The following is a 25,225-nucleotide window of genomic DNA, read 5'->3' on the forward strand; positions in this document are numbered from 1 at the left end:
AAGAGACATGAATATTGCAAAGAAACTGGCGGTTGGCGTCGCGCTTGCCGCAGCACTGATGGCTGGGACGGCAAGTGCGAAGGACATCAAGATCGGCCTCGTGGTGAAGTCGCTCGGCAACGGCTTCTTCGAAGCGGCCAATAAGGGCGCACAGGAAGCCGCCAAGGAACTCGGCGGCGTCCAGGTGATCTACACCGGCCCGACCTCGACGACGGCCGAAGGCCAGATCGAAGTCATCAACTCGCTGATCGCACAGGGCGTTGACGCCATCGCCATCTCCGCCAACGATCCGGACGCTGTGGTCCCTGCCCTCAAGAAGGCAACGCAGCGCGGCATCAAGGTTATCTCCTGGGACTCCGGCGTGGCTCCGGCCGGCCGCATCCTGCAGCTGAACCCGTCCTCGAATGCGCTGATCGGCAAGATGTGCCTGACGCTCGCCAAGGATCATCTTGACGGCGGCAAGGGCGATTTCGCCATCCTGTCGGCCACCACCACCTCGACCAACCAGAACATCTGGATCGGCGAGATGAAGAAGCAGCTGAAGGACTTCCCCGGCCTCAACCTCGTCACCACCGTCTATGGCGACGACCTCTCGGACAAGAGCTACCGCGAAGCCCAGGGCCTCCTGACCTCGCATCCGGAAGTCAAGGTCATCGTCGCTCCGACGACCGTCGGCGTGCTCGCCGCTTCGCAGGCCGTCAAGGATGCCGGCAAGATCGGCAAGGTCTACGTGACCGGTCTCGGCCTGCCGTCCGAAATGGCCGGCGCCATCAAGTCGGGCGCCACGAAGGAATTCGCAATCTGGAACCCGATCGACCTCGGCTATTCGGCAACGCAGATCGCTTATCGCCTCGTCAAGGGTGAGACCACCGGCAAGCCGGGCAGCGAGATCAATGCCGGCCGCATGGGCAAGATCAAGGTCGGCGAGAACAGCGAAGCCGCCATGGCCGATCCCTTCGTCTACAACGCTTCGAATATCGATCAGTTCTCCAAGGTTTTCTGATCGAAGCCTTGTTCGTAGCCCTCCGGCGGCCTCGGCCGCCGGACCTGGTTTCACCCTATCCGGTACATTGCTGATGACCACAGTCCTTCAACGACCCGCCACAGGTACGCCAATGGTGGACAGTACAGCCATTCTGGAAATGCGCGGCATTTCGCAGATCTTTCCCGGCGTGAAGGCGCTCGACGGCGTCAGCATCTCGCTTTATCCCGGCAAGGTCACCGCGCTCATCGGCGAAAACGGCGCCGGCAAGTCGACACTCGTCAAGATCCTCACCGGCATCTACCGCCCGAACGAAGGTGAAGTCCTTGTCGATGGCAAGCCGACCACCTTTCACAACGCCCAGGCCGCCATCGACGCCGGCGTTACCGCCATTCACCAGGAAACCGTGCTCTTCGATGAGCTGACGGTTGCTGAAAACATCTTTCTCGGCCACGCGCCGCGCACGAAATTCCGCACCATCGACTGGAAGACGATGAACAGCCGCGCAAGGCAGCTGCTGGAATCGCTGGAAAGCACCATCGATCCCTCGATCCGCCTGAAGGACCTCTCCATCGCGCAGCGCCATCTCGTGGCGATCGCCCGCGCGCTGTCGATCGAGGCCCGCATCGTCATCATGGACGAGCCGACCGCAGCTCTCTCCCGCAAGGAGATCGACGATCTCTTCCGCATCGTCGGCAACCTGAAGGCCCAGGGCAAGGCCATCCTCTTCATCAGCCACAAGTTCGATGAGGTTTATGAAATCGCAGACAACTTCGTCGTCTTCCGTGACGGCCGTGCTGTCGGCCATGGCAGGCTGAAGGAAACGCCGCAGGACGAGATCGTCCGCATGATGGTCGGCCGTGACGTCAAGGATGCCTTCCCGAAGGTGCCTGTCACGATCGGCGAGACCGTGCTCGAAGTCGCGAATTATTGCCACCGTACCGAATTCCGCGACATTTCCTTCAAGCTCCGTCGCGGCGAGATTCTGGGCGTCTACGGCTTGATCGGCGCCGGCCGCTCCGAACTCTGTCAATCGCTGTTTGGCATCACCCCGCCGCTTTCCGGCAAGCTGACACTGAACGGCGAGGACATCCGTATTCATTCGCCGCAGGACGCTATCCGTGCCGGCATCGTCTACGTACCGGAGGAGCGCGGCCGCCACGGCCTGGCGTTGCCGATGCCGATCTATCAGAACATGTCGCTACCCTCGCTCGGGCGCACCTCGCGCAAGGGGTTCCTGAAAGCGGCCGACGAATTTGCGCTGGCTCGTAAATATGCCGAGCGACTGGATCTGCGCGCCGCAGCCCTGTCAGTGCCGGTCGGCACGTTGTCGGGCGGCAACCAGCAGAAAGTCGTCATCGGCAAATGGCTGGCGACACAGCCGAAGATCATCATCCTCGACGAGCCGACCAAGGGCATCGACATCGGCTCCAAGGCCGCCGTTCACGGCTTCATCAGCGAACTGGCGGCTGAGGGCCTCAGCATCATCATGATCTCCTCCGAACTCCCCGAGATTCTCGGCATGTCGGATCGAGTTCTCGTGATGAAAGAGGGGCTATCGGCCGGACTGTTCGACCGCGACGGGCTGACACCTGAAACACTGGTGCGCGCCGCCACGGGCAATGCATAGGGAGGGTTGGATGCCACGCATCCTCAAAAGACGCGAAACGCTGCTCTTCGCCATCATCATCGTGATGATCGCCGGCTTTGCGACGCGCGCGGCCGGCTTTGCCGAGCCCAGTAATCTCGCCAATATCTTCAACGACACATCGATCCTGATCATCCTGGCGCTCGCGCAGATGACCGTCATTCTGACGAAATCGATCGATCTTTCCGTCGCCGCCAATCTCGCCTTCACCGGTATGGCCGTCGCCATGCTTAATGCCGCCTATCCCGACCTGCCGCTGATCGTTCTGGTGATCACCGCCATCGTCATGGGCGCAGCGCTCGGCGCCATCAACGGCTATCTCGTCTGGGCGCTGGAAATCCCGCCGATCGTCGTGACCCTCGGCACGCTCACCATCTATCGCGGCATGGCCTTCGTGCTGTCCGGTGGCGCCTGGGTCAACGCGCATCAGTTCACGCCGGAATTCCTCAGCGTACCGCGCACGCCGCTGCTTGGCCTGCCGGTGCTCGCCTGGATCGGCATCGCCATCGTGCTGATGATGTATTTCGTGCTGCGCTATACGCGCTTCGGCCGCTCGGCCTATGCCAGCGGCGGCAATCCGGTCGCGGCCGTCTATGCCGGCATCGATGTCGGCTGGACGCGCTTCCTCGCCTTCGTACTGTCGGGTGCGCTGGCTGGCCTCTGCGGCTATCTCTGGGTGTCGCGCTATGCCGTCGCCTACGTCGACATTGCCAACGGCTTCGAGCTCGATAGCGTCGCCGCCTGCGTCATCGGCGGCATCTCGATTGCCGGCGGTGTCGGCTCGGTCGCCGGCACCGTGCTCGGTGCACTCTTCCTCGGCGTCATCAAGAACGCCCTGCCCGTCATCGGCATTTCGCCATTCACGCAGATGGCGATTTCCGGCACCGTCATCATCCTCGCCGTCGTCTTCAACGCCCGGCGTGAACGCAATCGCGGCCGCATCATCCTCCGGGATCAGGCGGCGAAGGAAGCCTCGATCAAGGAGGTCGCCGCATGAGTATCGTTTCTGACGCAACCACGGAAAAACGCAGCATTCCCGACCGTCTCGGCACGCCGTTCAAACGGATCCTGGCAAGCTGGGAAGTGCTGCTGTTCGGTGTCGCCATCGCGATTTTCATCTTCAATTCGCTGGCGTCGCCCTACTTCCTCGACCCGTATAACCTCTCGGATGCGACCTTCAACTTCACTGAGAAGGCAATGATCGCCTTTGCCATGGCGCTGCTGGTCATTGCCGGCGAAATCGACCTTTCGGTTGCCGCCATCATCGCGCTTGCCTCGACCGCCATGGGCGCTGCCGCACAGGCCGGTGTCGACACGGTCGGCCTCGTTGCGATCGGCCTTGGGGTCGGGTTGCTCTGCGGCCTCTTCAACGGCTTCCTCGTCTCCGGGCTGAAACTGCCCTCGATCGTCGTCACCATCGGCACGATGAGCCTGTTTCGCGGCATCTCCTATATCGTGCTGGGCGATCAGGCTTACGGCAACTACCCCGACAGCTTCGCCTATTTCGGACAGGGCTATGTCGTCTGGGTCTTCTCGTTCGAATTCGTCCTCTTCATCGTGCTGGCGATCGTCTTCGCGATCCTGCTGCATGCCACCAATTTCGGCCGACAGGTCTATACGATCGGCAACAATGATTTTGCCGCGCGCTTTTCCGGCATTCCGGTCGAGCGGGTCAAATTCATCCTGTTCCTGCTGACTGGCCTGATGAGCGGTATCGCCGCCGTATGCCTCACCTCGCGCCTTGGCTCGACGCGGCCATCGATCGCGCTCGGCTGGGAGCTGGAAGTCGTGACCATGGTGGTGCTCGGTGGTGTCTCGATCCTCGGTGGCTCCGGCACGATCGGCGGCGTCGTCATCGCTGCCTTCGTCATGGGCCTGGTGACCTTCGGCCTCGGTCTTCTCAACGTGCCCGGCATCGTCATGTCGATCTTCATCGGCCTGCTCCTGATCATCACCATCGCCCTGCCGATCGTCGCAAAACGCATCAAGACCATGAGCTCCAAATGACCGCATCTCTCGAACGTCACGCCTTCAAGATGAAGCTCAATCCCGGCATGGAGCTCGAATACAGGAGACGCCATGACGAGATCTGGCCGGAACTGGTCGAGCTGCTGCACCAGGCCGGCGCCAGCGACTATTCCATCCATCTCGACCGCGAGACGAACACGCTGTTCGGCGTCCTGACGCGGCCTAGAGATCACACGATGGCGAGCCTTCCCGATCATCCCGTCATGAAAAAGTGGTGGGCGCACATGGCCGACATCATGGCAACCAATCCCGACAACTCGCCGGTTCAGAGCGATCTCGTCAGGGTCTTCCATCTGCCATGACCGCCACACCAAATTATCGTCGCATCGCCGTTCTCGACATCGGCAAAACCAATGCCAAGGTGGTGGTGCTCGACGCATACAGCGGCGCCGAGATCGCCGCCGTAAAAACGACCAACACAGTGCTGAAGACCGGTCCCTATCCGCACTACGACATCGAGCGGCTGTGGGATTTCGTCATCGGGGCACTGAAGGGCTTTGCTCAGGCTCCCGGCTTCGATGCAATATCGATCACCACCCATGGTGCCTCGGCCGTGCTTCTTGCGGCTGACGGCGATCTTGCCTTGCCGGTGCTCGACTATGAGCACGTCTATCCGGACGCTGTGCAGCAGGCTTACGAACGCCTGCGGCCGCCCTTCAGCGAGACCTTTTCGCCGAAGCTTTCGGGCGGGCTCAATGTCGGCGCGCAGATCCATTATCAGAAGAGTCAATTTCCTGACGATTTTGCCCGCGTCCGCGCCATCCTCACCTATCCGCAATATTGGGCCTTCCGGCTAACCGGCGTTGCCGCCAACGAAGTCACCTCGCTGGGTTGCCATACCGACCTTTGGAATCCGACGGCCGGGGCCTATTCCTCGCTGGTAGATACGCTCGGCATTCGTCCATTAATGGCATCGATCCGCTCCGCCTTCGGCGCTCTCGGGCCAATCCTGCCCAGGATCGCCACGGAGATCGGTATCGACACGCCGGTGCCAGTCTATTGCGGCATCCACGATTCCAACGCCTCGCTGCTGCCGCATCTGGTGGAGAATGAGGTACCCTTCGCCGTCGTGTCGACCGGCACCTGGGTGATCAGCTTCGCCGTCGGCGGCGATCTCGAGCATCTCGATCCGACCCGCGATGCCCTCGCCAATGTCGATGCCTATGGCCGCGCCGTCCCCTCCTCACGCTTCATGGGCGGGCGGGAGTTCGAGATTCTCGCCGGCGAGATTGGGCAGGCGGATCCCAATGCTATAGGAGCTTCGCTCGAAACCGTGATCGGCAAGGGCATCATGCTGCTGCCGAACGTGGTCGAGGGATCCGGCCCCTTCCCCGGCAAAAAGATACGCTGGATCGGCGATGTATCGGCAAGCCCGGCGGAACGACTCGCAGCTGCAAGCCTCTATCTGGCACTGATGACGGAAGCCTGCCTCGGCCTGATCGGCGCCAAGGGTCCGATCTTCGTCGAAGGACCTTTCGCCCTCAACCGGGCCTATCTGGCCGCATTATCTTCGCTGACAGGATCCGATGTCGTCGCCCTGCCCGGCTCGACCGGGACCAGCCAGGGTGCCGCGCTGCTGACCGGCATCAGGCCAGCTGCCGCGACGGCGAGCCAGCCTATCCGGGCCGAGCTGCTGGGCCTGCAAGACTACCGCGAGGCTTGGCACACGGCGCTTGGCGACGGCTAAGGAAATGCTGCTCCCGCCCGCAACTGCTCTACGGCAAAATCGACAAAGGCGCGCGTCTTCGCGGAGGCATGCCGGCCCTCGGGATGTACGACATGGATCGGCAGCGGCTCCTCCTCGAAATCCTCCAGAATGACACGCAGCCGGCCTTCGGCGACCGGCTTTGCGATCTGATAGGACAGCGTGCGGGCGAGGCCCCAGCCGCTTGACGCCGCCGAAATCGAGGCTTCGACCGAGTTGCAGAACAAACGCGGGTGGAGAGCAGGAGAGAGCTTGCCCTCGGGGCCAAAATGCCAGTCGAGCGGAGCGGACGATCCGGTGTTTGCAATGATCGTATGGCCTACGAGATCGGCCGGCGTCTCTGGCAGACCATGGCGCTCGAAGTAGGAGGGTGCGCCGCAGACAACGCGGCGCACGGTGCCGACCTTCACGGCATTGTAGCTTGAATCCGGCAGATGGCCGATGCGGATGGCAACATCGATCCCCTCTTCCACCAGATTGACGATACGATCGAACAGCAGCACACGACCGATGACCGCCGGATGCAGGGCCAGAAACGCGGTGACGATGGGCATGATGTAATATTGCCCGAACAGCATCGGCGCCGTGACCGTCAGCATGCCGGAGGGCGTCGCATAGGAGCCGCCGGCCGACGCCTCGGCCTCATCGATATCGCTGAGGATGCGGCGGCAGTCCTCGACATAGTGGCGACCCTGCGCCGTCAGCTTTACCGAACGCGTCGAGCGCAGGAACAACCGCGCGCCGGTCACCTCTTCCAGGAAGGCGATCGCACGGGTCACGACCGGCGGGCTCATGTGCAACTGCCGCGCCGCAGCAGCGAAACTGCCGACATCGGCCACTTTCACCAGCACTTTCATGCATTGCAGCCTGTCCAACTGCGCCTCCTGCCACAATCGAAATTATTTCAAATTATGGAATTGTTTCTTGCTTGCAATCGTACTTCTGTTCTCAGGTGGAAACAATCATGTTTGGCCCGGGTCCACCCCCTCAATCCGGAGACTAAACATGAAGCTCTATTTCCATCCGCTGTCTGGTCATTCCCACCGCGCCCGCCTGTTCCTCTCGTTGATCGGCGTCAATACCGATATCGTTGAGCTCGACCTCTCCAAGGGCGAACACAAGACCCCGGCGTTCTTGGCGCTCAATCCTTTCGGACAGGTTCCTCTGCTGGATGACGACGGCGTCATTATCGCCGACTCCACCGCCATTCTGGTCTATCTCGCCAAAAAATACGCTGAAAAGGGCTGGCTACCGGACGACGCGGTTGGCGCTGCGGCCGTGCAGCGCTGGCTTTCGGTGGCCTCAGGCCAAATCGCCTACGGCCCTTGCGCCGCCCGTCTCGTCACCGTCTTCGGCGCCAAATTCGATGCGGAGGAAGTAATCGCTCGCGCTCATGCCATTCTGACGCTGATCGACGCGGAGCTTGCCAGCCGCCAATGGATCGCGGCCGATCATCCGACGATCGCCGATGTGGCGCTCTACAGCTACATCGCCCGCGCACCAGAGGGCAATGTCGATCGCTTCCGGTATCACAACGTCACCGCCTGGCTTGCCCGCATCGAGGCTTTGCCAGGCTTCTATCCCTTCCAGAAAACCCCAATCGGCATTGCCGACGTGGCCTAAGGCTCGTTGAAAGGTCAGATCATGTTAACCGCCGACAAAGCTGAAGATGTCCCTCCCTGGCATGCCGGGGAAATCGAGTTGCAGAAAACGGTCGGGGTGGCGGAGCGAATGGGCGAAGTCGGCCAGCGCGTGCTGCGCGATCATCTGATCGACCAGCACCGCGACTTCTATCCGCAACTGCCGTTCATTGTGCTCGGCAGTGTCGATGCTCAAGGCGACGTCTGGGCGACGCTGCGGGCCGCCCGTCCGGGCTTTCTGCATAGCCCCGACATCCATACGCTGAGCGTCGACCTTGCCCGTGATCCGGCAGATCCCGCCGATGCGGGCATGGAGGATGGCGATGCCATAGGGATGCTGGGGATCGAGCTTCATACCCGCCGCCGCAATCGCTTAAACGGCACGATCGTCCGACATGGGGACGATGGCTTCGATGTCGCTGTCGGTCAGGCCTATGGCAACTGTCCCAGATATATCCAGCTGCGGGATTTCACCTTCGTCCGCGATCCGTCCGAGGAGACGGATCAACAGGCATGGCATCTGGTCGAACTCGACGCCAAGGCAAAAGAAATGATCGCTGGCGCCGACACCTTTTTCGTTGGCTCCTATGTTGACCGCGAGGATGGGCAAAGACAGGTGGATGTGTCGCATCGCGGCGGCAAAGCAGGGTTTGTGCGTATCGGTGGCGACGGCGTACTGACCATTCCGGATTTTGCCGGCAATCTGTTCTTCAACACGCTCGGCAATATCGTCATCAATCCGAAGGCGGGATTGGTCTTTGCGGATTTCAACAGCGGCGAACTGCTGCAACTCACCGGCGAGGCGGAAGTGATCCTCGATTCGCCGGAAATATCAGCCTTTCAAGGGGCGGAGCGCCTATGGCGCTTCACGCCACGCAAGATCATCCGTCGTCCGGGCACCTTGCCGCTACGCTGGAAATTCCACGAGGACGGCTGGTCGCCCAGTTCCCTGATGACCGGGAGCTGGGACACTGCCCGCAACGGAGCTGATGGCGGTCAAAAGCCGCTCTAACCCGTCAAATTCCAGGGGCGAATCTTTAGTAAGAACTCGCGAAAACGCGTCAAAATTGTCTTCCTCACGGTTATTTTCTTGCGGAATCGTACTAATATTCCTACAGAAACTACCCTTATGAGCGCTTTTGAGGTCAAAAATGTCCGAAAGCGTTCATCGGCCTCGATGTAACTTCCTGTCTCCAATTCAGGGCGCCTTGCGGCAGTTCGCGCGTCACGACAGGCCATTGCGGCGGGTTCAAAGGGCGCTGCCGTGCCCATCCGAGGAGAGAGAAAATGAGTCTGAAGACATTGACGGCTGCGACCTTCGTCGCCTCGCTGGCCTTTGCGCCGCTTGCGCATGCCGATATCACCATCGGCCTGATCGCGCCGCTGACCGGCCCCGTCGCCGCCTATGGCGATCAGGTCAAGAATGGCGCAGAGACCGCCGTTGACGAAATCAACAAGAGCGGTGGCGTTCTCGGCCAGAAGCTCGTCCTGAAGCTCGGCGATGATGCCGGCGATCCGAAGCAGGGCGTCTCCGTTGCCAACGGTTTCGTCGGCGACAGCATTCGTTTCGTCGTTGGTCCTGTGACCTCGGGCGTCGCCATTCCGGTTTCGGACGCACTCTCTGAAAACGGCATCCTGATGGTGACGCCGACTGCGACCGCTCCGGACCTGACCAATCGCGGCCTCACCAACATCCTGCGCACCTGCGGCCGCGATGACCAGCAGGCCACCGTCGCAGCCGACTACGTGGTGAAGAACTTCAAGGACAAGAAGATCGCCATCCTCAACGACAAGGGCGCCTACGGCAAGGGCCTGGCGGACGCCTTCAAGGCCACCCTCAACAAGGGCGGCGTGACGGAGGTCATCAACGATTCCCTGACCCCGGGCGAAAAGGACTACAGCGCGCTGACAGCAAAACTGAAACAGGCCGGTGTCGACGTGATCTATTTCGGTGGCTATCACCCGGAAGCCGGTCTGCTTGTCCGCCAGCTGAAGGACATCTCCGTCAAGGCGACGATCATCGGCGGCGACGGCCTGTCCAACAGCGAATATTGGGCGATCGCCAATGAGGCCGCTGCCGGTACGATCTTCACCAATGCGTCCGACGCCCTGAAGAACCCGGATTCGCAGAGCGCCGTCGCTGCCCTGAAGGCACGCAACATTCCGGCGGAAGCCTTTACGCTCAACGCCTATGCCGCCGTGCAGGTGCTGAAAGCCGGAATCGAAAAGGCTGGCAAGGCCGACGACGCGGAAGCTGTTGGCACCGCCCTGAAGACCGGCGAACCGATCGACACCGCCATCGGCAAGGTCACCTACGGCGAAACCGGCGACCTCACCTCCCAGAGCTTCTCGCTCTTCAAGTGGGAAGGTGGCAAGATCGTTTCGGCCGAATAAGCCGTCTCAATCAGCTCTTCAATATTTGCCGGGCCACATGTGGCCCGGCATTTTTATGTCCTGCGATACTTACGACCCGTATCAGCAGACACTGCGAAACCGATCGACGCAGGTGGAGAGGACTTCCGCCCCCGGCTTTTTCCACCAGTTCGCTTCCGAGAAGATTTCCACTTCCTGCGCGCCGACATAGCCGCCCTTCTCGATGGCGGCGCGGATGCGCTTCAGGTCGATGATGCCGTCGCCCATCATGCCGCGATCGAGCAGAAGGTCCGTGGTCGGCACCAACCAGTCGCAGATATGGTGCGCAAGGATCTGACTATTGGCGCCAGCACGGGCGATCTGCTCGTAAAGTTTCGGATCCCACCAGACGTGATAGACGTCGATGGCAACGCCGACGCCCTCACCCAAAACATCGCAAATGTCGAGCGCCTGTTCCAGCGTGTTCACGCAAGCGCGGTCGGCGGCATACATCGGATGCAGCGGCTCGATCGCCAGGGGAATGCCGGCACTGCGGGCATGCGGCAGGATTGTCGCGATGCCATCGGCCACCATTTCCCGGGCTTGGCCAATGTCTTTCGACCCCTTGGGCAGGCCGCCGACGACAAGCACAAGGCAATCGGCGTTCAGCGCCGCCGCCTCGTCGATCGCCCGCTTGTTGTCGTCGATCGCAGCCTTCAAACCCTCGGCATCGGCCGCCGGAAACATGCCGCCACGGCAAAGGCCGGTCACCTGGAGCCGGTTATCGGCCACGATCTTTGCAGCCTCGGAAAGGCCGATCTTATGCACCTGATCGCGCCAGGGCGCGATCGCGACAATATCCTGCTTCAGGCAGGCCTCGACCGCCTGGCGCATGTCATATTGCTGGCGCACGGTCGCAAGATTGATGGAAAGGCCCGATATAGCCATGCAGATGATCCTCCCAGATCCTGTTTCCGATTAGGCGACGCCGACCGTTGCAAGGATCGTCTTCATCCGCTGCACGGCAAGATCCGGATCCCTCAGAACACGCGCCGTATCGGCCAGACGGAAAAGCTCCGAAAGATGCACGATGGAGCGCGTGCTCTGTTGGCCGCCCAGCATCTGGAAATGATCCTGAAAGCCATTGAGATAGGCGAGGAAGACGACGCCGGTCTTGTAGAAACGCGTTGGCGCCTTGAAGATGTGGCGCGACAGCGGAACGGTCGGCGCCAGTATCTGGTGAAAGGCATCGAGATCGTTCTGAGTGAGCTTCGAAAGGGCCGCACTCGCCGCCGGCGCAATCGCGTCGAAGATGCCGAGCAGTGCGTGCGAATAGCCTTGGCTATCGCCAGCGATCAATTCGGCATAATTGAAATCGTCGCCGGTATACATTTTGACTGAGGGATCAAGGCGGCGGCGCATGATGATCTCTTTTTCAGCCGACAGCAGCGAGATCTTGACGCCATCCACCTTGGATGCGTTGTCGTTGATGATGGCGACCGCCGTCTCCATGGCGCGCAGATCGTCCGATGAGCCCCAATAGCCCGCCAACGCCGGATCGAACATTGAGCCGAGCCAATGGATCATCACCGGTTGCTTCACCTGTCCGAGAATGCGGTTATAGACGCGGATATAGTCATCCGGCCCCTTGGCGGCGGCGGCAAGCGCGCGGCTCGCCATCAGGATGATGCGTCCGCCCTGCCCCTCGACGAAGGCAACCTGTTCTTCATAGGCCCGGATGACGTCATCGATGGTAACGTCGGGACCGGGAGCGAGATGATCTGTCCCGGCGCCATAGGCGATCAGCGCGTCCGAACGATTACGGGCGGCCGACTGTGCATGGGTGATCAGATCCTTGGCGCCGGTCCAGTCGAGGCCCATGCCGCGCTGCGCCGTGTCCATGGCTTCCGCCACGCCGAGACCGAGATCCCAGAGATATTCGCGAAATGCGATCGTGCGTTCCCAATCGATATTCCGGTCGAGCCAAGGATCGTTATCGGCGAGCGGATCGACGACGACATGGGCGGCCGCATAGGCGACGCGATTGAACAGATGGCCACCGGCCGGACGCTCCGGCGGGCTGAGCGGCGTGTTGACGACGGTAAAATCGGCAAGCTTGCCGTCAGCCGTGGGCAAACGAAGGGTATTGGTCATGATCTCGACCTCCTAGCGCGCGGCAAGCGTGGGAACGTCGATCCAGCGACGCTCGACCCAACTCTTCTGAGCAAGTTCGGCGAGCTGAACGCCCTTGGCACCTTCACGAAGCGTGAATTTCCACGGCGCATCCTCGGCGACATGGCGCAGGAAGCCCTCCCACTGCGCCTTGAAGCCATTGTCGAAGACCTGTGTGTCCGGCACTTCGTCCCAGGTGTCGAAAAAATTGATCGTCTGTGGCTGATCCGGATTCCACACCGGCTTCGGCGTGTTGACGCGATGCTGCGTCCAGCAGCGCATCAGGCCACAGACCGCAGAGCCATGCGTACCGTCGACCTGGAAAGTGACGAGATCGTCACGGCGCACGCGCACGGCCCAGGAGGAATTGATGTGGGCGACGATGCCGCCCTCGAGCTCGAAGGTGGCATAGGCAGAATCGTCGGCATCGGCGATGTAGGTATTGCCATTTTCGTCAACGCGGCTTGGAATATGGGTCGCGCCGTAGCAGCTCACGGCTTTGACCTCGCCGAAGAGATTGTCCAGCACATAGCGCCAATGCGGCAGCATATCGAGGATCATGCCGCCGCCCTCGGCCTTGCGGTAATTCCACGATGGCCGCTGCGCCTTCACGCCCCAATCACCTTCGAAGACCCAATAGCCAAACTCGCCGCGCACCGAGAGGATCTTGCCGAAGAAGCCGCTGTCACGCAGCATGGCGATCTTGCGAAGACCGGGCAGGAAGAGCTTGTCCTGCACCACGCCGTTCTTGACGCCACGCCGTTCTGCCGAGGCGGCAACCGACAGCGCCTCGTCCAGCGTCTCAGAAATCGGCTTTTCACAATAGACATGCTTGCCGGCGGCAATCGCCCGCTCCAGCAGGGAGACACGCATCTGCGTCGAGCCGGCGTCGAAGAAGATCGTGTTGTTCGGATCGGCAAGCGCGGCATCGAGATCAGTGGTCGTCTTGGCAACGCCGTGCTTGCGGGCAATCTCCGCGATCTTCTCGGCGTTGCGGCCGACAAGGATCGGTTCGGGCATCAATCTGTCGCCGTTTGCGAGCTGCACACCGCCTTGATCGCGGATCGCCAGGATCGAACGCACCAGATGCTGATTGTACCCCATGCGGCCGGTAATGCCGTGCATGATGATGCCGATCGGCTTTGTCGCCATAAGTCATTCCTCCCGTAAATAACTATATAGTTACATGACTGACACGACAATGCGGCTCTGTCAACGATCGTCGTCAGCGATCGCGACGGCAATTATGCAGATTTTCTTGAATTGGCCGATCCGGGCTCTCAGGGGCGCAGATAGGCGAAGATGACCTCGATGATATGCTCGCCCCAGGCATCGATTTCCGATTTTTCGGAGAGGTTTCGCTGAAAGATCGTCGACAGCGTCCAGCGGTTCGTGAGGAAGAAGGAGCCAAGCGCCGCAATGCTCATATAGATCTTGACGGGATCGCAGCCAGACCGGAAATCGCCGGTGGCAACGCCACGGTCGAGCAGACCGGAAATCTCCGCGACCAACGGCGAATGCAGCTCGAAAATTCGGGCCGAGCGCTTCAGGAAGCGGGCCTTCTGCATATTCTCCGTGCTGAGAATGCCGAGGAATTCCGGGTGATCCAGAAAATATTTCCATGTGAAAACAACCAGCTCCCGCATGCCCTCGCTGGGGCTGCGATGCGAGAGATCAAGCCTTGCTTCCGCCGAACGGATAGCAACGTAGCTGCCTTCGAGGACAGCGACATAGAGCGCGTCCTTGCCGCCGAAATAGTGATAGAGCATGCGCTTGTTGATCTTGGCGCGCTCGGCAATGGCATCGACACGGGCGCCGCCATAGCCGCGCTCGGCAAACTCCTTGGTCGCCGCCGCCAGGATCGCCTTGCTGGTGCGCTCGGCATCACGAAGCCGCGGCCGCTCGACCGGCGCGCTCGATATCGCCTGATCGGCGACTTCGATATCAACGCTCTTCGATCTGCTCTTTGCGGTTTTGGCTTCAGACATCAAGGTTCCCGGCTACATTCGGCAAGGCCGATGCGGCCTTCTCGTCACCGACAAGTACCCGATCATCGCGCAAGTTGACAGCCTCTCGGAAATCGGGGACCTGAGTAACTACATGGTTATATAAATTTATCCAGCCTAGCATGGTCGCGAAAGCGCCGTAGCCTGCCGGGTCCTTGCTATCCAAATCAGCGCATCCACCTCACGGGCAAGCTATCCCGAACAGCAAAACCACCTTGCTTTCGCTGGCTGCACGGCCCAAGAGAACAAAAATGAACCAGCGTCGGACGGCTCCATGACAGATAAACAAATCGCGATCATCGGTGGCGGGCCAGCCGGTCTGATGGCGGCTGAGGTGCTGTCTTTTTCCGGCCATCAGGTCACCGTCTATGACAGCATGCCGACGGTTGCGCGCAAATTCCTGCTGGCGGGGAAATCCGGCCTCAACATCACCCATTCCGAGGATTTTGCCCGCTTTGCCAATCGCTTCGGCTCTGCCTCCGAACGGCTGCGCCCTGCCCTTGAAGCCTTCACGCCCGACGATATCACGGACTGGGCAGCAGGGCTCGGCACGGAGACATTCACCGGCACCTCGGGCCGCGTCTTTCCGAAAGCCATGAAAGCTTCGCCGCTGCTGCGCGCCTGGCTTGGCAGGCTGGAGGCGCAAGGCGTCAGGATTTTGACGCGGCATCGCTGGTCGGGCTTCGCGAAAGACGGCTTCATCTTCGAGACACCGAAAGGCCGTGAGACTATCCGATGCGACGCCGCTCTGCTCGCACTCGGCGGTGCCAGCTATCCGCGGCTCGGTTCGGACGCCGGTTGGACCGCTTTGCTACGAGATAAAGGCGTCGACATCGGCGATTTCCGATCCGCCAATTGTGGCTTCGACGTCGCTTGGAGCACGGTTTTCAAGGAGCGTTTCGCCGGCGTGCCGCTGAAGGCGGTCACGGCGACATCCGATACCGGGACCTTTCCCGGCGAATTTGTCATTTCCCAACACGGCATCGAAGGCAGCCTTGTCTACGCGCACGCCGCCAGCCTGCGCGACCGGCTTGTCGGCGACGGCAAGGCCGCACTGCTGGTCGACCTCGCGCCCGGCAGGACGATGGAGCGGCTGTCGCGCGACCTCGCGCGGCAGGATGCAAAGGCCAGCCTCTCCAATCGCCTGCGCAAAGGCGCGGGGATCGAAGGCGTCAAGGCAGCGTTGCTGCGGGAGCTAGCTCCTCCCGCCACGCTTGCAGATTCGGTGCAGCTATCGCGGCTGATCAAGACCCTGCCGATCCCGCTGCTGCGGCCACGCCCCATCGCCGAGGCCATCTCCTCGGCCGGCGGCATCCGCTGGGACGGTATCGACGACGGATTTATGTTGAAAGCCCTTCCCGGCGTGTTTGTCGCCGGGGAGATGCTCGACTGGGAAGCGCCGACCGGCGGCTATCTTCTCACCGCCTGCTTCGCCAGCGGACGTGCAGCGGCAAGAGGAATGGAAGCCTGGCTGCGGCGATAGCCTCCTCGATAGGCGAGCGCCGCTACCCAATCCGCCCATTCGCCATCAGCCACGCCACCGATTCCTGCACGGCCTGCAGCGAGGTATAGCGCGGCGCATAGCCAAGAAGACGTTCGGCCTTGGCGATCGAGCAATTCGGACTGCGGGCGATATGCTCCCAGGTCGCCGTCGCATCCTCCGGCGTCTGGCCTTCTGCCCACTTGTCATAGGCAAGAAATTCCAGCTTCGGTTCGTGGCCGAACCAGCGTGACATCGCTTCGGCATAGCCTCTGAGCGTCAGCGCACCGCCCGAGACCGCATGAAAGCTCTCGCCCGTCGAGACCCGCCAATTGGCAATCGCGCCCATGAACATCTGGGCGACATCGTCGGCATGGACATGGTGGACCGTTTCCAAGCCGAAATTCGGCAATGCGAGCGTTTCGCCCCGCGCCAACGTCGAAAAGGCTGAGAGATTAAAATGACCGGCCGGGTTGAGTGGTGCCCAGCCGGGGCCGACGATATGGCCGGGATGGATCAGCGTGGCCGGAAAGCCCTTGCTGCGCGCCACCGCCAGTAGATAGGCCTCGATGGCGGCTTTCTGAATTCCGTATTCACCGAACGGTCGCTTCAGCGCTTCCTCAGGGGTCGGTACGACGGTGGGATGACCGTGCGTCCAGATGGTGCCCGTATGCAGGAAATGGCCGACATGACCGGAGAGCGCTTCCGCCAGATGTTTGGCGCTCTCCAAGGTGAAACAGATCATGTCGATGAGGATATCGGCCTTCAGCGCGCGGATCGCTGGCCCGAAACTGCCGTCCTTCTCCATAGCACCACGATCCATCGTCAACTGTTCGACATCATCCCAAGCCCGGTTCGGCGAATAGGGTTTCGCCTGGCCACGGCTGATCGCCACCACCTCATGCCCAGCCTCCACCAGTCGCGGCACGAGATAAGTGCCGACATGGCCGGTTGCTCCAATGACCACTGCGCGTGTCATGATGTCCTCCCAGGAATATTTTCAAAATTGGATGATGTCGGATCCGGAATGAAGAAAATGATTGTCCCTAAAGAATAGGGACATGTTCCGCCTTGTCATCCCCGAACGGAAGAAGATGGCATCTTTCTTAACATCATCTGCTTCTACCTCCCAAGCCCGCACCGACTGCCGGCGCGGATGCTCCGATGGCAGCGGAGGCGCGGTCAGGACAGCCGACAGCATGAACGGACCGAGCTATCGAGTGACGGCCTTGGCACTCCTTGGATCAAAACTGCCTCGTCCTCGGCGTTTTTCATTCAAAGCGCATTGATGCAGGTCGCAGGGTATTCAATCGTGAGTCCGTGTTTTCATGTTATCGGAGAACAGCCGTTCTCCAAGAACGTATCCCGTTTTCAGGGTAATTCAGTCTCGCGATGACTCCATGTGGATGCTCTCTGCGGCGCAGACACATGATGGAATTTCTTTCCTTGCAGCTCACACTCGCTCGACAATCATCTCCGCGGCCTTCTCGGCGATCATGATGACCGGCGAATTCGTGTTGCCCGAAACGATATTCGGCATGATCGAAGCATCAACGACCCTCAGTCCGCCGATACCGTGTACGCGCAGCCGGGCGTCGACAACCGCGTTTTCGTCGCTCCCCATCTTGCAGGTGCCGACAGGGTGAAAAATCGTCGTCGCGATGTCGCCGGCCCTTCGGATCAGTTCCTCGTCGCTCTGGAACTCCGTGCCTGGCAGCATTTCCTTTGGCGCGAAGGCCGAGATCGAGCTTGTGTGCATCAGGCTACGAGCATGGCGGATCGATTTGGCCGCGACGATGCGATCTCGGCTCGCCGATAGGTAATTCGGCTTTATGTCCGGTGTCGCAGAGGTGTTTGGACCCGTCACATGAACCGTTCCCCTGCTTTCCGGACGGAGATTACAAACAGATACGGTCACGGCTGGATAGCGATGCAGCGGCTCGCCCAACCGGTCGGTGCTGAGAGGCTGGACGTGATATTCAAGGTCCGCTGTCGCCAGGGATGGATCGCTCTTTGCAAAGATGCCGAGCTGGCTGGGCGCCATGGAAAGCGGACCGGACCGGCGAAAGGCATATTCAAGCCCCATGCCCGCGCGGGCAAAAAGGTTGTGGTAGAGCTGGTTGAGCGTCTTCGCGCCCTCGATGCGAAAGACAGTGCGGATCTGCAGGTGATCCTGCAAATTCTCGCCGACACCGGGCAGCGAATGAGCCACGTCGATGCCTGCGGCCCGCAATAGGCCGGGACTGCCGATCCCGGAAATTTCCAGTATCTTTGGCGAATTGATCGCTCCGGCCGAGAGAATGATGTCTTGCCCGGCACGCGCCATGTGCAACCTGCCGTTCATTCGAAAACGAACACCGGTGGCCCGGAGGCCGTCGAGTTGAAGTTTTTCCGTTTCCGCCCCAGTCAGGACCCTGAGATTGGGCCTTTTCATCGCAGGGCGCAGGAAGGCCTTGGTGGTGTTCCAGCGCACTCCGCTGCGCTGATTGACCTCAAAATAACCCGAGCCCTCATTATCGCCGCCGTTGAAATCATCCGTCTTCGGAATGCCGAGTTCCGCCGCTGCCTCCCGGAACGCGTCGAGAATCGGCCAGGAGAGGCGCTGCCGCTCCACACGCCATTCGCCGCCCTCCCCATGCAGGGCCGATTTGCCGCGGTAATTGTCTTCGGACTTAAGAAAATACGGCAACACATCGTCCCAACCCCATCCGGCATTGCCCGCCTGCCGCCATCCGTCATAATCGGCGGCTTGCCCACGCATGTAGATCATTCCGTTGATCGAGGAGCAGCCACCAAGCAGCTTTCCGCGCGGATAAGGAAGCGATCGGCCGTTGAGTCCGGGCTCAGCGGCAGTCTTCATCATCCAATCCACCCGCGGGTTGCCCATGCAGAAGAGGTAACCAATCGGGATGTGCACCCAATGATATCGGTCGCTGCCGCCTGCCTCGAGCAACAGCACACGGTTTGCCGGATTTGCAGAGAGACGATTGGCCAGCACACATCCGGCCGACCCGGCTCCGACGATGATGAAGTCATAGGAACCGGCATCTGCGATCGCCTCGTTCGAAGATCCGCTCATTTCATGGCTCCTGCTATTTGATCGGCCCCTGAGGCAAGGCGCCGCCAGATCGGGACCATCGCCTCGGCGATATCGCGGTAAAGGCCATAACGCCGTTCATAGTGGCCTTCCAGGCGCCTGTTCGGCGTATAGTTGCGCTCCATCCGCACCATCGAGGCCGCGCCTGCGGCAAAGTCCGCGAAGATACCGGCGCCTGTTCCTGCGGTGATTGCCGCTCCGAGCGCACCGGTTTCGCGCGAGCGCGCGATCGACACAGGCAGACCCAGAACGTCGGCAAATATCTGCGGCCAGATCAGGCTCCGGGAACCGCCGCCCGAAAGCACCGCTTCGTTGAAGACGGCTCCGGCTCGGCGCATTGTCTCTATGTGCTCACGGTGACCGAAAGCGACGCCTTCGAGGACAGCACGCACGAGATGCCCCTTCGTATGCCAGCCGGCAACACCATAAAAGCCGGCGCGGGCATTGCCGTTCTGCTGCGCGCCATAGAGGAACGGATGATAGAGCGGGTCATCCGCAGCCGGCTCAATAGCGGCGGCGAGTTCGCCACAGAGATCGAAAGGTGAGCGGCCATCCGTCGAAGCGTCGGAAAAGAATTCCCGCACCAGCCATTCAAGATTTGCCGCCGACGTGGCGCTCGACTCGATCGCCATATAACGCTCCCGGTCGAAGGTAGAGGACATGAAGACTGGCCCGGCCAGCTGCGGCCTGTCGATGATGACCTGATTGATGCTCCAGGTTCCCGCGATGATCGAGGCGGCACCCGTTCGCGTGACGCCGGAGCCGACGGCAGACGCGACAACATCGAACAGACCGCCGACAACAGGCGTGCCGGCGGCAAGCCCGGTCTCGATGGCCGCCTCCGTCGTGATCTCCCCCGCGATATCCGTGCTTTCAATCAAGGGCGGTAGAAGCTCCATGCAGTCGCCAAGGCCATAGGCTTCCATCAGCACCCGGTCGTAGCGGCGATTGGCGACGTCAAGCAAACCGCAGCCTGTCATATCGGAAACCTCGCTCACCCGCATGCTGGTGAGCCGATTGACGATGAAGTCCTTGCACAGGAAAACCGTGCCGATCCTGGCGAAGGTTTCCGGCCGATACCGTTTCAGCCAGGCAAGCAAGGTCGGCGTCTGCGACGACCACGGCCGCTGCTGGCCGATCGGATAGGTGCGGTCACCAACCCCTTGCGCCTGCCATTCCTCGACGAGAGCCGCCGCTCGCGTATCCAGCGATTGAATACCGAGGAGCGGCTGCCCATCGCGATCCAGCGCATAAAGCCCGTTTCCGTGACCGGCACAGCCAACGGCAATGATATCTTCTGGCCGGATTGAGGCCCGCTCGATGCAGATGCTTATGACCTCGCGGGCATTCGCCCATAGCTCGTCGAGCCCGCGTTCCACATGTCCAGGGCATGGCATGCGGCTGTGACCCTCTGCCGCCGCCGCCGCGATTTCATTGCCGGCGCGGTCAAAGATGACCGCCTTGATGACGGTGTTGCCGGCGTCGAGCCCCAATAGATAATCTGCCATGCCGAACCCCTCCCAAGGCTCCCGTCTTTATTGTCAGCCGCGCTGATAAAGCGCGAAGGCTTCCTCGCCGCCGGCATCGTCATGTATGATCGCCATCAGCCCGCGCACGACGGCGCCCGGATTGGCGTGCTGATAGATGTTGCGTCCATAGACCATGCCCATGGCACCCTGCCGCATCAAGGCCGCCGATTTGTCGAAGACGGCGCGAAGATCTTCCTTACCGCCGCCGCGAACCAGAACCGGGCACCGTGCTGCCTCGACAACCCTATGAAAATCCTCCGCATTGGTGGTCGGGTCCGCCTTGACGATATCCGCCCCCATCTCCCGCGCCAATCGCGTCAAGGTGACGATCTTGTCCGCATCACCATCGACCATGTAGCCACCGGCCCTGTCCACCGGTTGCATCACGAGCGGCTCGATCATCAATGGCAGGCCGTACTTGTCGCAGTCCGCGCGCACGCGGGCAATATTCTCAACGCATTGGCGAAAGAGATCCGGCTCGTCGGGAAGCATGAAGAGATTGACGACGACGCAGGCCGCATCCATCTCGATCGCGCCGATCAGCGGCTCAGCTTCGTTCTGGAGCACAGCCCACATGTCCCGGTGACGCGTGCGGTTATACGGGTTTCCCATGTCAACGCGCATCACCAGCGCCGGCTTATTCTTGGCGGCAATAGTTTGCAGCAGGTCTGCCTGGCCGTAATTCATCTGGATCGCATCGGGGGCCGCCGCCGCCAGGGTCTTCACGACCGCCGGCATGTCTTCGAGGCCGTTGAGGAAGGACGGCTCGTTGCAGACACCGTGATCAATGGCCACGTCCAGGCAGCGGCCGCCGTTGAACAGCCGGTTCATCCGGACTTTGCTGTTGCTTCGCATTCCATGCTCCTTTGTTCGTTCCGGTCTGTAAGAGTGCTTTCGGTGACGCCATGGCGTTCACGCAAAAGGGTGAGAAAACGGCCGCGTTCGGCAGCGCTCTGCGTCGGTGTCCAGGCTTTTTCCGCAGCCAGAAGAGCGAGCACCGCATCCATCATCTGCTGGGAGAGATCACCTGATATCGCAAGCGTGGTGCGCCTCAGCAGCACGTCGTCAAGATGTTCCGCCGCCTCGTTGCGGATGAGAAAAAGCAGTTCGCGCTCCGAATAGTCCGGATGCGGCATGGGTCTGTCGGGTGCCGTCGCAACGAAGCCGGCGATCGCTTCCGCCTGCGTGCCGTAGCGGCTGAAAAGTGTCGCCATGCGACTGCCCGGAATTCCTTTCTCCGAGGCCACTCGGGCGATCCAGGCAGCACGATCCAGGGGAAACCGCCGCCCACCGCCGATCGCGCGGTCGGCAGTCGAAATTCGCCGCTCTTTCCCCAGCCGCTCCAGCGCGAGATCGGCCGCGAGTTCGCCGAACGACCGAAAGGTCGTCCATTTGCCGCCGATCATGCACAGCACCGACGGACCACCATCGTCGGCGTCCACGACCGTGCAGAAATGATCGCGCGGGATGCGGCCTGTGAAGCTGTCGGTGCTCGCCGGCAGTGGCCGCACGCCGGAGAACTGGAAGCTGATCTCTTCCGGCCGGATCGCGATATCGGGCAGAACGAAGGACAGGGACTGCAATATGTAATCCCGCTCGTCCGCTTCGCAGCGTACACTGTCGGGATCGTCGATGCGGATATCGGTCGAGCCGACCAGGACCCTGCCCAGATAGGGAAACAGGATGCAGATCCGGCCATCCTCGTTCTCGTAGTAGATCATGTGGCCGGCCAGCGCTTCGTAAAGCCTCGCATTGCCGATGATGAGGTGAGAGCCTTTGGTTCCGCCCATCAGGGGTGCCGCCTGCGTTTCAGGTTTAAAGAGCGTACCGTTGGTAATGTCGATCCATCCGCCGGTTGCGTTGATGATCAGCGTCGGTTCGATCATTGCCGAAGAACCTGCGATGGTGTCGCGGACGAGATATCGGCCTTCGCCGGCCGCGCGGATATCGGCATAATTCAGCGCCCGTGCCTGCCGCCCGGCCGACAGTCCGTCGTCCAGCAGTTCGATGCCGAGGCGTTCCGGGTGGCTGACCCAAGCATCGTAATAGGTGGCCGAACTCTTGATGTCGGGATTGAGCGCCGGCCACTTGGCAAGCGTGCTGCGCCGGCCGCGAAACTGATGTCGCGGCATCATCGCCCGCTTGCGCGTCAGGAAGTCGTAGATGCTGAGCCCGGCCTTGATGGCGATGGCACCGCGGCGACTGGGCCGGCGGGTCAACCCCAGGAAGCGAACCAGGCCATTGCCAAGCCCGGAGACGATATCGAAGACCGGCACCGTCGTCGGCAGCGGAGCGACATAGTGTGGCGCATTGCGCAGCAGTCGATCACGCTCGACGAGCGATTCCTGCACCAGCTTGAACTCGCCGTTTTCGAGATAGCGAAGGCCGCCATGCACCATGCGCGACAATGCCGCGCTCGCCCCCGAGCAATAGTCATGCTTCTCGATCAGAAGCACATTAAGCCCCTGCAGCGCCAGCTCGCGAAAGACGCTGATGCCGTTGATGCCGCCGCCGATGACACACGCGTCCACCTTCGGGCTCCGGCGAAGCCCGTCGAACGTCTCTTCACGATTCATGATGACGATCCGTTACCTGTCCATATCGGTCAGTTTCGCTGAAATTGCTGCATCGATGGCTGATCGATCATCTGCATCCAGCCGTATGGTTCCGGCCCGGGCATTGTCGAGCGCCTGCGCGGGATTGCGCGCGCCACAGAGGGCAAAGGTGACGCCGGGTTGAACGAGCGTCCAGGCGATGACGATTTGCGCAACACTGGCCTTGTGCCTATCGGCAACCGGCCTGATGGCAGTCGCAAAGGCCAGCGCTTTCTCGCGGTTGGAAACGGAAAAGCGCGGATTCTCCCGCCGTTGATCGTCGCCGGAAAAGACCCGGTCGGGTCCAATGGTGCCGGACAAAAGGCCGAGTGCAAGCGAGGAATAGCTTAGCGTCGAAATGCCGTTCGCTCGGGTCAGCGGCAGCAGATCGATCTCGATCTCCCGGTTGATCATGCTGAAGCGCTCCTGGATGGCATCCAGGCCGCCAGTCGAAATATAGGCTTCAAGTTCCGGCGCTCCGACATTGCTGGCGCCGATTGCCCGGATTTTGCCCGATGCCTTCAGATCTTCCAGCGCCCGCATCGTCTCCTCGACCGGGGTGGTAGGATCCTGCCAATGGGTGATGTAGAGGTCGATATAGTCCGTCGCGAGGCGCCGCAGGCTCTCTTCGACCTCGTGGAAGATCGCATCGCGGCCAAGATAGCGGTGAACCGGTCTGCCATCCTGATCGAAGAAATGTCTGCCCTTGTCGGTGTGCCACACGAGGCCGCATTTGGTGGCGATAACCGCCTTGTCACGGCGGCCCGCAAGCGCCTTGCCGACGATCTCCTCGGATCGACCGAGCCCGTAGGCCGGTGCTGTATCGATCAATGTGACGCCGGCATCCAGCGACGCCTGGATCGCGGCGATCGATTCCGCCTCATCCGTGCCGCCCCACATCCAGCCGCCGATCGCCCATGTTCCGAGGCCGACTGCGGAAGCGGCGACGCCGGACCTTCCTATATCGCGTATCAATTGCTGCTCGCTCATGCGCGTTGTCCTTCGCCGTTTGCGAGCGCCAAAACGCGCGCGCCGGTCGCTTCGTCGGTAACCAGCGTATCGAGATGATGACCGCGCATGACGCTGAGGATCGGCCCTGCCTTGTTCGGCCCGCTTGCCACGCCAATCTTCGTCGGGATCGAGGCAAACTCCGGAAGGGTCAGCGAGACCAGGGACCGGTTGAGGCTGTAATCGCAAATACTGCCCTGGTCATCGAGCAGATGCGCCAGCAGTTCGCATGAGGCGCCGGAGCGTTCGATTGCTGCGCGGTCGGTGCTCGAAGAGGGATGCAGGTCATAATAGCTGGAGTCGTCGGAAAGAATGGAGCCGATGCCGACGACCGCGACCTTGGCCTCGCGCGCCTGCCTGAAGACGTCGGCAACCGAGCGCATGTTGATCAGCATGTCGCGCTCGGCGGCGCTGTCGGCAAAGAGAGGCGCGTGGATCTGGAATGAGTGGCCGCCGAGCCGGTCGGCCATCATCGTCGAGACGTGGTTCACATCCGTATAGTGCTTGCCCTGCACGCAGCCGGTTGCCGGGATGACCGCGACATCGAAACGGCGCGGCGGCTGAAGGCTGGCAACAACTGCGCTGACACCCTTGCCGCCGGTGATGCAGATGGTATCGCCGTCCGCAATCTGCTCGAGAAGCAGCCGCGCCGCCGCTTCTCCGACCGTCTGCAACGTCGTTTGCGGATTATCGGACACCGTCGGCACCACGATGGCGCGGCTGATGCCGCCAAGCGCCAGAAGCTGCTCTTCCATGTCGACCAGCGGTTCGACGGGAGATTTGATCTTGATCTCGACGAGGCCGAGCTGGCGACCGCGCTTGATCAACCGGTTGATGGTGGCATGCGAGAGGCCGAGCTGATCGGCAATCTGCGCCTGGGTCAGGCCCTCAAGGAAGTGCAGAACGAGAGCCTGATGCATCTGGCGCGCGATGACGATTTCCTCGCGGGGCGCGGATGGGGATTTCGACTTTGCAATCGGCATG

General features: G+C 61.2%; 22 protein-coding genes. 10 read left to right on the forward strand and 12 right to left on the reverse strand.

Going from position 1 to position 25,225, the window contains the following annotated elements; all coding sequences use genetic code 11:
• Nucleotides 1-7: 7 nt before the first annotated feature.
• From rhaS to RRH01S_RS29060, 6 genes are all read left to right on the forward strand, one after another.
• Nucleotides 8-1,003 (forward strand): rhamnose ABC transporter substrate-binding protein, encoded by a 996-nt coding sequence (rhaS, locus tag RRH01S_RS29035; RefSeq protein ID WP_007694384.1) that lies wholly within the window; start codon nucleotides 8-10, stop codon nucleotides 1,001-1,003.
• Between the two features lie 73 nt (nucleotides 1,004-1,076).
• Nucleotides 1,077-2,612, forward strand: a complete 1,536-nt coding sequence (locus RRH01S_RS29040; protein ID WP_042476399.1) for a sugar ABC transporter ATP-binding protein — start codon at nucleotides 1,077-1,079, stop codon at nucleotides 2,610-2,612.
• Nucleotides 2,613-2,622: 10 nt separating this feature from the next.
• On the forward strand, nucleotides 2,623-3,627 hold the full coding sequence (locus tag RRH01S_RS29045; protein ID WP_007694386.1) for an ABC transporter permease: 1,005 nt from the start codon (nucleotides 2,623-2,625) through the stop codon (nucleotides 3,625-3,627).
• Entirely contained in the window at nucleotides 3,624-4,637 is a 1,014-nt protein-coding gene (locus RRH01S_RS29050; RefSeq protein ID WP_007694387.1) for an ABC transporter permease, read from the forward strand. The genes RRH01S_RS29045 and RRH01S_RS29050 overlap by 4 nt, the downstream gene beginning before the upstream one ends.
• On the forward strand, nucleotides 4,634-4,960 hold the full coding sequence (gene rhaM, locus RRH01S_RS29055; RefSeq protein WP_042476401.1) for an L-rhamnose mutarotase: 327 nt from the start codon (nucleotides 4,634-4,636) through the stop codon (nucleotides 4,958-4,960). The genes RRH01S_RS29050 and rhaM overlap by 4 nt, the downstream gene beginning before the upstream one ends.
• Nucleotides 4,957-6,345 (forward strand): FGGY-family carbohydrate kinase, encoded by a 1,389-nt coding sequence (locus tag RRH01S_RS29060; protein WP_042476402.1) that lies wholly within the window; start codon nucleotides 4,957-4,959, stop codon nucleotides 6,343-6,345. The genes rhaM and RRH01S_RS29060 overlap by 4 nt, the downstream gene beginning before the upstream one ends.
• On the opposite strand, the gene RRH01S_RS29065 is transcribed toward RRH01S_RS29060, so the two are convergent.
• Nucleotides 6,342-7,238 (reverse strand): LysR family transcriptional regulator, encoded by an 897-nt coding sequence (locus RRH01S_RS29065; protein ID WP_007693594.1) that lies wholly within the window; start codon nucleotides 7,236-7,238, stop codon nucleotides 6,342-6,344. The genes RRH01S_RS29060 and RRH01S_RS29065 overlap by 4 nt on opposite strands.
• 130 nt (nucleotides 7,239-7,368) lie before the next feature.
• Between RRH01S_RS29065 and RRH01S_RS29070 the strand changes: the two genes are divergently transcribed.
• From RRH01S_RS29070 to RRH01S_RS29080, 3 genes are all read left to right on the forward strand, one after another.
• Nucleotides 7,369-7,986, forward strand: coding sequence for a glutathione S-transferase family protein (locus RRH01S_RS29070; protein WP_007693592.1), 618 nt, complete (start codon nucleotides 7,369-7,371; stop codon nucleotides 7,984-7,986).
• 78 nt (nucleotides 7,987-8,064) lie between these two features.
• Complete coding sequence (locus RRH01S_RS29075; RefSeq protein ID WP_234711781.1) at nucleotides 8,065-9,015, forward strand: pyridoxamine 5'-phosphate oxidase family protein; 951 nt, start codon at nucleotides 8,065-8,067, stop codon at nucleotides 9,013-9,015.
• 275 nt (nucleotides 9,016-9,290) lie between these two features.
• Complete coding sequence (locus RRH01S_RS29080) at nucleotides 9,291-10,397, forward strand: branched-chain amino acid ABC transporter substrate-binding protein (RefSeq protein ID WP_042476407.1); 1,107 nt, start codon at nucleotides 9,291-9,293, stop codon at nucleotides 10,395-10,397.
• An 81-nt stretch (nucleotides 10,398-10,478) separates the two neighbouring features.
• Here the strand turns inward: RRH01S_RS29080 and RRH01S_RS29085 are convergent, their stop codons facing one another.
• From RRH01S_RS29085 to RRH01S_RS29100, 4 genes are all read right to left on the reverse strand, one after another.
• Nucleotides 10,479-11,303 (reverse strand): sugar phosphate isomerase/epimerase family protein, encoded by an 825-nt coding sequence (locus tag RRH01S_RS29085; RefSeq protein WP_042476410.1) that lies wholly within the window; start codon nucleotides 11,301-11,303, stop codon nucleotides 10,479-10,481.
• Between the two features lie 30 nt (nucleotides 11,304-11,333).
• Nucleotides 11,334-12,509, reverse strand: a complete 1,176-nt coding sequence (locus tag RRH01S_RS29090) for a dihydrodipicolinate synthase family protein (protein ID WP_042476412.1) — start codon at nucleotides 12,507-12,509, stop codon at nucleotides 11,334-11,336.
• A gap of 12 nt (nucleotides 12,510-12,521) precedes the next feature.
• On the reverse strand, nucleotides 12,522-13,679 hold the full coding sequence (locus tag RRH01S_RS29095; RefSeq protein ID WP_042476414.1) for a Gfo/Idh/MocA family protein: 1,158 nt from the start codon (nucleotides 13,677-13,679) through the stop codon (nucleotides 12,522-12,524).
• A 128-nt stretch (nucleotides 13,680-13,807) separates the two neighbouring features.
• On the reverse strand, nucleotides 13,808-14,515 hold the full coding sequence (locus tag RRH01S_RS29100; RefSeq protein ID WP_080705498.1) for a TetR/AcrR family transcriptional regulator: 708 nt from the start codon (nucleotides 14,513-14,515) through the stop codon (nucleotides 13,808-13,810).
• A 292-nt stretch (nucleotides 14,516-14,807) separates the two neighbouring features.
• Here RRH01S_RS29100 and RRH01S_RS29110 point away from each other — a divergent pair, with 292 nt between their 5' ends.
• The gene (locus tag RRH01S_RS29110; protein WP_042476418.1) at nucleotides 14,808-16,016 is read left to right on the forward strand and encodes a TIGR03862 family flavoprotein; all 1,209 of its coding nucleotides are present in this window, start codon (nucleotides 14,808-14,810) and stop codon (nucleotides 16,014-16,016) included.
• Between the two features lie 22 nt (nucleotides 16,017-16,038).
• Here RRH01S_RS29110 and RRH01S_RS29115 read toward each other — a convergent pair whose 3' ends face one another.
• The 7 genes from RRH01S_RS29115 to RRH01S_RS29150 form a co-directional block, all read right to left on the reverse strand.
• Nucleotides 16,039-16,992: an NAD-dependent epimerase/dehydratase family protein gene (locus tag RRH01S_RS29115; protein ID WP_042476420.1), complete on the reverse strand. Its 954-nt coding sequence runs from the start codon at nucleotides 16,990-16,992 to the stop codon at nucleotides 16,039-16,041.
• Between the two features lie 474 nt (nucleotides 16,993-17,466).
• Complete coding sequence (locus tag RRH01S_RS29125; RefSeq protein WP_042476425.1) at nucleotides 17,467-19,092, reverse strand: GMC family oxidoreductase; 1,626 nt, start codon at nucleotides 19,090-19,092, stop codon at nucleotides 17,467-17,469.
• Nucleotides 19,089-20,618: an FGGY-family carbohydrate kinase gene (locus RRH01S_RS29130; RefSeq protein WP_042476429.1), complete on the reverse strand. Its 1,530-nt coding sequence runs from the start codon at nucleotides 20,616-20,618 to the stop codon at nucleotides 19,089-19,091. The genes RRH01S_RS29125 and RRH01S_RS29130 overlap by 4 nt, the downstream gene beginning before the upstream one ends.
• A gap of 33 nt (nucleotides 20,619-20,651) precedes the next feature.
• Nucleotides 20,652-21,494, reverse strand: a complete 843-nt coding sequence (locus RRH01S_RS29135; protein ID WP_007694150.1) for a class I fructose-bisphosphate aldolase — start codon at nucleotides 21,492-21,494, stop codon at nucleotides 20,652-20,654.
• Nucleotides 21,467-23,215, reverse strand: a complete 1,749-nt coding sequence (locus tag RRH01S_RS29140) for a glycerol-3-phosphate dehydrogenase/oxidase (RefSeq protein WP_007694148.1) — start codon at nucleotides 23,213-23,215, stop codon at nucleotides 21,467-21,469. The genes RRH01S_RS29135 and RRH01S_RS29140 overlap by 28 nt, the downstream gene beginning before the upstream one ends.
• Nucleotides 23,216-23,227: 12 nt before the next feature.
• The gene (locus RRH01S_RS29145; protein WP_042476433.1) at nucleotides 23,228-24,223 is read right to left on the reverse strand and encodes an aldo/keto reductase; all 996 of its coding nucleotides are present in this window, start codon (nucleotides 24,221-24,223) and stop codon (nucleotides 23,228-23,230) included.
• Nucleotides 24,220-25,224, reverse strand: a complete 1,005-nt coding sequence (locus RRH01S_RS29150; RefSeq protein ID WP_007694144.1) for a sugar-binding transcriptional regulator — start codon at nucleotides 25,222-25,224, stop codon at nucleotides 24,220-24,222. Before RRH01S_RS29150 ends, RRH01S_RS29145 begins: the two co-directional genes overlap by 4 nt.
• Nucleotide 25,225: the final 1 nt, after the last annotated feature.

Source organism: Rhizobium rhizogenes NBRC 13257, from assembly GCF_000696095.1.
Classification (GTDB): domain Bacteria; phylum Pseudomonadota; class Alphaproteobacteria; order Rhizobiales; family Rhizobiaceae; genus Rhizobium; species Rhizobium rhizogenes.

What these genes read in the sequence shown, in the direction of transcription:
- rhaS (WP_007694384.1), top strand. Translation starts at nt 8, where the DNA reads ATGAATATTGCAAAGAAACTGGCGGTTGGCGTCGCGCTTGCCGCAGCA.
- RRH01S_RS29040 (WP_042476399.1), top strand. Translation starts at nt 1,077, where the DNA reads ATGACCACAGTCCTTCAACGACCCGCCACAGGTACGCCAATGGTGGAC.
- RRH01S_RS29045 (WP_007694386.1), top strand. Translation starts at nt 2,623, where the DNA reads ATGCCACGCATCCTCAAAAGACGCGAAACGCTGCTCTTCGCCATCATC.
- RRH01S_RS29050 (WP_007694387.1), top strand. Translation starts at nt 3,624, where the DNA reads ATGAGTATCGTTTCTGACGCAACCACGGAAAAACGCAGCATTCCCGAC.
- rhaM (WP_042476401.1), top strand. Translation starts at nt 4,634, where the DNA reads ATGACCGCATCTCTCGAACGTCACGCCTTCAAGATGAAGCTCAATCCC.
- RRH01S_RS29060 (WP_042476402.1), top strand. Translation starts at nt 4,957, where the DNA reads ATGACCGCCACACCAAATTATCGTCGCATCGCCGTTCTCGACATCGGC.
- RRH01S_RS29070 (WP_007693592.1), top strand. Translation starts at nt 7,369, where the DNA reads ATGAAGCTCTATTTCCATCCGCTGTCTGGTCATTCCCACCGCGCCCGC.
- RRH01S_RS29080 (WP_042476407.1), top strand. Translation starts at nt 9,291, where the DNA reads ATGAGTCTGAAGACATTGACGGCTGCGACCTTCGTCGCCTCGCTGGCC.
- RRH01S_RS29085 (WP_042476410.1), bottom strand. Translation starts at nt 11,303, where the DNA reads ATGGCTATATCGGGCCTTTCCATCAATCTTGCGACCGTGCGCCAGCAA.
- RRH01S_RS29090 (WP_042476412.1), bottom strand. Translation starts at nt 12,509, where the DNA reads ATGACCAATACCCTTCGTTTGCCCACGGCTGACGGCAAGCTTGCCGAT.
- RRH01S_RS29095 (WP_042476414.1), bottom strand. Translation starts at nt 13,679, where the DNA reads ATGGCGACAAAGCCGATCGGCATCATCATGCACGGCATTACCGGCCGC.
- RRH01S_RS29100 (WP_080705498.1), bottom strand. Translation starts at nt 14,515, where the DNA reads ATGTCTGAAGCCAAAACCGCAAAGAGCAGATCGAAGAGCGTTGATATC.
- RRH01S_RS29110 (WP_042476418.1), top strand. Translation starts at nt 14,808, where the DNA reads ATGACAGATAAACAAATCGCGATCATCGGTGGCGGGCCAGCCGGTCTG.
- RRH01S_RS29115 (WP_042476420.1), bottom strand. Translation starts at nt 16,992, where the DNA reads ATGACACGCGCAGTGGTCATTGGAGCAACCGGCCATGTCGGCACTTAT.
- RRH01S_RS29125 (WP_042476425.1), bottom strand. Translation starts at nt 19,092, where the DNA reads ATGAGCGGATCTTCGAACGAGGCGATCGCAGATGCCGGTTCCTATGAC.
- RRH01S_RS29130 (WP_042476429.1), bottom strand. Translation starts at nt 20,618, where the DNA reads ATGGCAGATTATCTATTGGGGCTCGACGCCGGCAACACCGTCATCAAG.
- RRH01S_RS29135 (WP_007694150.1), bottom strand. Translation starts at nt 21,494, where the DNA reads ATGCGAAGCAACAGCAAAGTCCGGATGAACCGGCTGTTCAACGGCGGC.
- RRH01S_RS29140 (WP_007694148.1), bottom strand. Translation starts at nt 23,215, where the DNA reads ATGAATCGTGAAGAGACGTTCGACGGGCTTCGCCGGAGCCCGAAGGTG.
- RRH01S_RS29145 (WP_042476433.1), bottom strand. Translation starts at nt 24,223, where the DNA reads ATGAGCGAGCAGCAATTGATACGCGATATAGGAAGGTCCGGCGTCGCC.
- RRH01S_RS29150 (WP_007694144.1), bottom strand. Translation starts at nt 25,224, where the DNA reads ATGCCGATTGCAAAGTCGAAATCCCCATCCGCGCCCCGCGAGGAAATC.